This window comes from Ruminococcus sp. MCC718 (assembly GCF_018783905.1).
Taxonomy (GTDB): domain Bacteria; phylum Bacillota; class Clostridia; order Lachnospirales; family Lachnospiraceae; genus Hominisplanchenecus; species Hominisplanchenecus faecis.
Genome location: NZ_WQNP01000019.1, coordinates 1 through 6,062 on the forward strand (window position 1 = coordinate 1; position 6,062 = coordinate 6,062).

Annotated in this window: 8 protein-coding genes; all 8 read left to right on the forward strand. The window is 43.1% G+C overall.

Annotation, left to right across the window (positions count from 1 at the left end):
• Window positions 1-68 precede the first annotated feature (68 nt).
• The 8 genes from GPK60_RS02130 (at window position 69) to GPK60_RS02165 (ending at window position 5,864) form a co-directional block, all read left to right on the forward strand.
• The gene (locus GPK60_RS02130) at window positions 69-1,475 is read left to right on the forward strand and encodes a repa (RefSeq protein WP_154247621.1); all 1,407 of its coding nucleotides are present in this window, start codon (window positions 69-71) and stop codon (window positions 1,473-1,475) included.
• Between the two features lie 397 nt (window positions 1,476-1,872).
• Window positions 1,873-2,166: a hypothetical protein gene (locus GPK60_RS02135; RefSeq protein ID WP_154247620.1), complete on the forward strand. Its 294-nt coding sequence runs from the start codon at window positions 1,873-1,875 to the stop codon at window positions 2,164-2,166.
• 27 nt (window positions 2,167-2,193) lie between these two features.
• Window positions 2,194-3,096, forward strand: coding sequence for a trypsin-like peptidase domain-containing protein (locus GPK60_RS02140; RefSeq protein ID WP_154247619.1), 903 nt, complete (start codon window positions 2,194-2,196; stop codon window positions 3,094-3,096).
• A 691-nt stretch (window positions 3,097-3,787) separates the two neighbouring features.
• Window positions 3,788-3,976, forward strand: a complete 189-nt coding sequence (locus GPK60_RS02145) for a hypothetical protein (protein WP_147331599.1) — start codon at window positions 3,788-3,790, stop codon at window positions 3,974-3,976.
• On the forward strand, window positions 3,973-4,221 hold the full coding sequence (locus tag GPK60_RS02150) for a hypothetical protein (RefSeq protein ID WP_117598674.1): 249 nt from the start codon (window positions 3,973-3,975) through the stop codon (window positions 4,219-4,221). Before GPK60_RS02145 ends, GPK60_RS02150 begins: the two co-directional genes overlap by 4 nt.
• Window positions 4,218-4,538 carry a MobC family plasmid mobilization relaxosome protein gene (locus tag GPK60_RS02155; RefSeq protein WP_118633954.1) on the forward strand — a complete coding sequence of 107 codons (321 nt, stop codon included), beginning with the start codon at window positions 4,218-4,220 and terminating at the stop codon, window positions 4,536-4,538. Before GPK60_RS02150 ends, GPK60_RS02155 begins: the two co-directional genes overlap by 4 nt.
• Window positions 4,499-5,608, forward strand: a complete 1,110-nt coding sequence (locus tag GPK60_RS02160) for a relaxase/mobilization nuclease domain-containing protein (protein WP_215658759.1) — start codon at window positions 4,499-4,501, stop codon at window positions 5,606-5,608. The genes GPK60_RS02155 and GPK60_RS02160 overlap by 40 nt, the downstream gene beginning before the upstream one ends.
• Window positions 5,598-5,864 carry a hypothetical protein gene (locus GPK60_RS02165; protein ID WP_238672993.1) on the forward strand — a complete coding sequence of 89 codons (267 nt, stop codon included), beginning with the start codon at window positions 5,598-5,600 and terminating at the stop codon, window positions 5,862-5,864. Before GPK60_RS02160 ends, GPK60_RS02165 begins: the two co-directional genes overlap by 11 nt.
• Window positions 5,865-6,062 lie beyond the last annotated feature (198 nt).

A 6,062-nucleotide genomic window follows, 5' to 3' on the forward strand; every position in this document is an offset into this window, starting at 1 on the left:
AAAAAAGGTAAAAAAACCTATTGATAAGATTAGCGGTCAAGGCGAGAGGGAGTGAGGGGGAAAAGACTATGGCAAAATATACCAAAAGGAGAGATAAAAGAAGGTATGAGTGGAAGTCTGCTTATCGGGAGAAAGAAGCCCTTATGTTGGAGAGGGGATACCCGGAAGTAAGTCCTCATGATTTCTATCGGGAGTTGTTTCCGGCTGGCAGTCTCCAGCAAGAGCCGGAGGACGGAAAAGGCAATATTATAGCGACACAGATTAGACCGTCCGGCAAAGGAAGAACCCGGCAATGGGTAATTGATGATAGTCTGAAAATGCTGGATAAGGTCATAGGGGATAGGTTTGGGCTGATACCGCCTATTAGTTTTTACGGAAAGTCACACACGAAAGAGAACGCTCATGAGCTGTTTGCGGTGGTGGTGGATGTGGACTATGTAGGTAAACAGCAGTTAAAGAACCTGTTGAAGCAGTTTGGGAATGGCGTACAGCTTCGTCCGACTTATCTTGTCAGCTCCGGCAAGGGCGTACATCTTTACTATTTCTTGCAGGAGCCGGTTCAGTTGTATCGAAACCGGGAAGAAGTGCTTGCAGAGCTAAAAGAAGCTCTTATCCGGCGGCTATGGAATGATACCAGCTCTATTCGTCCGGACAGCCCGGATATAACCGGCATTTATCAAGGTTTTCGGTGTGTGGGCAGTCAGTCGAAGCTGGGGGCAGATTTTCCAGTAAAAGCCTATAAGTTGTCAGAGAACCGTTACACGCTGGAGGATATAAAAGCCAGCATACCGAGTTGTAAGGTTGACTTTGCTCCGTTGTACGAGAAGCCGAGAAGAAAAAGCACCGTTACGCTGGAAGAAGCAAAGGAGTTGTACCCGGATTGGTATGAGAAGCGGATCGTGCAGGGAGAGCCGAAGCAGAAAAGTAAAAAGCAGGGCGGTACGTGGGTGTGTAACGAAGCTTTATATGAGTGGTGGAAACGGAAAATAACAGAGGAAGTAAAAGCCGGAGGACGTTACTTTTCCATTATGGCATTATGCTCTTATGGCTTGAAGTGTGGTGTGTCGGAGTATAGGATAAGACGAGATGCCTATGCGTTTTTAGAGCATTTAGAGAGTCTAACCGAGGACGAGGACAACCATTTCAGCAGGGCAGATGTGAAGGACGCTCTCCGAGCATTAAAAGGGGATAGAAAAAGGCTTTCAACGATAGCAAGCCGGGAATGGATAGAGGATAACACAAAGGTTACGATACCAGCAAATAAGCGGAATTACAGAAAACAAGAAGCCCATTTATATCTTGCTAGGCGAAAAAAAGAGGATATGAAAGTCATAGGCGAAGTAGTAAATGAGGGTAGACCAACTGCAGAGCAAACGGTCAGAGAATGGCAGGAGAGCCACCCGGCAGGAAAGAAAGCGGACTGCATACGGGAAACAGGATTGAGCAAGCCCACCGTTTACAAGTGGTGGAAGTAGGGAATACTTGAAATGGCTATCTGAATATGCTATAATGGCGATAGCTAAAAAGGATATGGTACCACGAGTACACAAAGTGAAAGCCCCGGAGGTGACGCTCCGGGGCTTTCTTTAGGTTAGTTGTCACTGTCGTTTCCGTCTAACCATTTGCAGATGTAGTAGCTGGTTACGCCTGCCATAACGGAAACCAAAAAGGATATAATAATTTCCACGAGTACACCCCCTTTCTGTTGCCAGATTGGGTGCGACAACGTTGAATATTATATCATATACTGATAGTGTATTACAATTTAATTCTCTAATTTAATGTATCAAGGAAATAATAAGAACAGCTTGTCTTATTTGTGAAAATTATGATATAATTGCTATAAATCTTAGTGCAAAGTGGGATGGTGTAATGAAAAGAAAAGTTATTGTCAGCATAACTTTTGTAGTATTGCTATGTAGTATTGTTTTGTGCGTGATAAATCAAAAAAAAGCTCCATTTATTGAAGGTGTCATTGTTGAAAAAAACGAGCGATTTTTTACCATAGAAACGGATATACAAGAAAAAATAGTCTGTACTTTGCCAAAAGAATATGATTATCAAGATATATCGCTGGGAGATAACATAAGAGTGTATTATAAAGGCGAAATTTTAGAAACAAGTCCTGCACGAATAAAGAATGTAAAAGAAATTAAAAAAATATAATATCCTTGCAAACGGAAAGGAGTGAATATGAAGAAAAATAAGATTGTGAATAAAATAGGCATTTTAGTTTTAGCAGTAATGCTTAGTATCTTATCTTCAATTACGGTGTTAGCGAGTGAACCAGAAGAAGCAGAATTAGGACCACGTCAAGACATAAGCAAAAATTTAACAACCGGTGAAATTACAGTAAACGAGATTCCTGCCAATCTTAACAAAAATAGTAGTGATGTTATGGAGCCATTTATTCCGGAAGGAATGAAAGTTGATCCTACGACAAGGGAAGTTATAGGTCCAGACAACAGATATAGGATAACAGATACTACTGCATATCCTAATTCTGCAATTTGTTATATGGAAATGAAGTTTCCTGATGACGATGGTTTATATGTCGGAACAGCATGGATGTATGGAGAACGTGTTGCAATGACAGCAGGACATTGTGTTTATGATGCAAGTTTAGGCGGTTGGGCAGAATGGGTTAGAATTTATCCGGGAAGTAATGGTGGAACATCACCTTATGGGGTACATTATGCCTCAGTGTTACATACTGATACAAAATATATAGAATCTGAAAATTCTAATTATGATTGGGGATTATTAGAATTTAGTTCTGATATAGGTAGTTCAACGGGATACTTTGGTGCTTCATGGACAACATCAAGTTTAGTTGGAACGGGTATTGTTGTAAGGGGATATCCTGTAGAAAAAAATGCTCAAATGTGGTCAATGTCTGGAAGCATTGCAGCAAGCGGTACATTCAAATTAAGTTACTATATTGATACAACAGGTGGTCAAAGCGGATCGCCGGTATATAAAAATGATGGAAATTATAGGTGTGTTGGTATTCATACAAATTACAATTCGCTTGGATATAATCAAGCAGAAAGGATCGATGAATCATTATTTGATATTATGAATCAGTATAGATAATTTTTAGAGTTAATGTTTGCAAGGATATTTTTTGGATTTTATGATTATGAACAAAGGTAATAAATAAAATTTTCTACGCAGATGTAGTGGGCGACTATATTGGCATAGACAGAGAGGAAAAAGACAAAAATGTATTTATATTGGCAGAAATGCCACAAGAAGCCATTTCCCCTTGTTTATTGTCAGAGCCATAAGGAAAAGAGTGTCAAGGGCGGTCGAAAGACCGCAGAGTTTCCCCTTGATACTCTTTTTTTGTTGGATATCATGTCGGAGGGGAAAATGGCTGTCAGTCCGTTCCGTTACTTCCCCCTGTGCTTCATTGTCCGTTCCGGCGGAAGAAAGTAAAGGGTGGTCTGCGACCATTTTTTATCTGCTGCATTCGCTGATCGGCAAGCCGAAGCTCATACTGCAGATAAAAAACAAGCCCTTGACTGTCTCCCTCCTACACTTCCAAAGTCGCCCAAGAGGAAGTAAGCTCCACTATATTCTTGGCAGAATATACGCACGAATATATCCGCTTGATATAGGGTGTCTATCATGCTATAATATGTGTAGCGGATATATTGCAAGTTCCCTAAAGTGTTACCACTTTAGAACTTGTGAGGGTGGCAAGCCCCCCTTCAATCCCCCTTTTAAGCGAGCCGACAGGCTCATTATGCGGTGGTGCTACCACCGAGAAAGTGAGGTCAGCATGGATAAGAAATATATCGAAAATCAGTATCGTCTAGCGGTGTTGGACTTCCAGACCGCCCGGAACGAAGATGAACAGTGGGAAGCAAGAAAGACTATGGCAAGGCTGGAGCAGATAGCCGCACAGGAATACGGTTTTGAATACGCAGATGAACTGCACGAAAAAGAAATAGGGAGGAAAGGACTATGAAAGTTGGAAAGTTCCAGATTGGAAGATACCATGCCATCATCAGAAAGAGCTATGCGGACGGAAGCGTGGACTATGAAACGTCCTTTTCCGACCATGCCGATTTAATGGAAAGTGTGTACTGTCTGAGGTTGTGTATCGGGAAAATGGTAGGGATTGCTACAGATACCCCGAAAGTCCTTACTGGGGTGCAGGTTATCCGGGGAAAGGAGAACATTGTCCGGGAACTGGAGGGAAAGCAGCCATGAATAAGACAAGACCTAAACAATTATCATTCCGGGTAAGTGAAGAAGAATACCAGCAGTTGCAGCAGAAGATTTTAGAGAGTGGAAAGAACCAACAGGAGTATATCCTTTCCTGCGTGCTGGAGAAGCAGATCGTGAATATGGACGGTATCAAGGAACTTATCCCGGAACTGAAACGGATAGGGAACAACCTCAACCAGATAGCAAAGCGGTGTAATGAGGGGGGAATGTTGCCGAGTGAAGCGGAAGTGCGGAAGCATGGAGAGGAGCTGAACAAAGTATGGCAGTCATTAAGGCAGTATCTTCAAAGGCGGGCATAGGGCACGCAATAGATTATGTGACGAAAAAAGAAAAGACAGAGGAGAAGCTTGTCAGCGGTCTACATTGTGAGCCGGAGACGGTCAAGGAAGAAATGCAAGCTACAAAGGAGCTGTGGGGCAAGACGGACGGAAGAACCTATAAGCATTATGTGCAATCCTACCATGAGGACGAGAAAATAACCCCGGAGCAGGCTCACAAGAACGCTGTCGAACTGGCAGAGCATACAAAGGCATGGAAAGGGCATGAAGTACTGATAGCCACGCATATAGACAAGGGGCATATACACACGCACTTTATTGTCAATTCCGTAAATTATGAGAACGGTCATAAGCTCCAATGGAGTAAGCACGACCTTAAAGACCTAAAGGAACGGTGCAACGAGCAGAGTCGGGAACAGGGCTTGCATGTGCCGGAGAAAGGAAAGACATTTGCTGGAGAAGTTCGGGAAGAAACGGTGGCATGGAGCAAAGACACCTACCAGCTTTTGAAACAGGCAGAGCAGGGGAATGTCAAAAGTTATGTGCAGGATATTGCCCTTGCGGTGCTGGATTGTAAGGAAACAGCGACCAGCCGGGAAACATTTATCCGGCTGATGAATGAAAGAGGGTACGGGGTGGACTGGCAGGACAGCCATAAGTACATCACATATACCGACTTAGCCAGGGGACAGGCAGGAGAAAAGGCTTGTAAAATCAGGGATAATAAGCTGGAAAAATACTACAATATGGATTTCGGAAAGGAGAGTATGGAGCATGAGTTTGAGAGAAATGCACGAACAGCAGAAGCAGAGCAGTCCAAGAGAGCAGCTTCAAGAGTTAAACCGACAGAGCCGGACAGAGCTGGAAAACAGTCTGCTCAAAGAAGCGTTGGCGATGTCGAGCGAGAACTGCGAGGAATTGATGAAGCAGTCAAATCAAGAACAAGTAAGGGCAGAGCGGAACAGGCAGAGAGACGCAGAGCAGAACAGGAAGCTCATCAGCGAGCTGAAGCAGAGCGTAGAGCTACTGAAGAACAGCAACGAATTGCTTCAAGACGCTATATCGGGCGAGGTTGGGAGTTTGAAAGATGAGGTTAAGGAAAATACCGTCCAAGAGGTTAGAAAGGCATTACAGGCGAATATAGAGGCTATACAGAGGGCTACAAAGCTTCTTGAGAAGCAGTCTGATACACTTACGAGCGTGATGAAGCAGAAGATCCGGGAGCTGGAGGAAAGCAAAAACAGCTTTTTCAGATATGAGGGTTTGAAACTGTACTTGTTTTGGGGCGGTATGGTCTGTAATATTTTAGTATTTCTTATGCTAGCGTCTAGCATGTTTGGTAGGTGAAAATATATCTAGTTAGATAAAAAAAGGTAAAAAAACCTATTGATAAGATTAGCGGTCAAGGCGAGAGGGAGTGAGGGGTAAGTATTGACACCAAAAAGGCACTCCCTTATAATTAACGAAAAAAGGTAAAAAAACCTATTGATAAGATTAGCGGTCAAGGCGAGAGGGAGTGAGGGGGAAAAGACTATGGCAAAATAT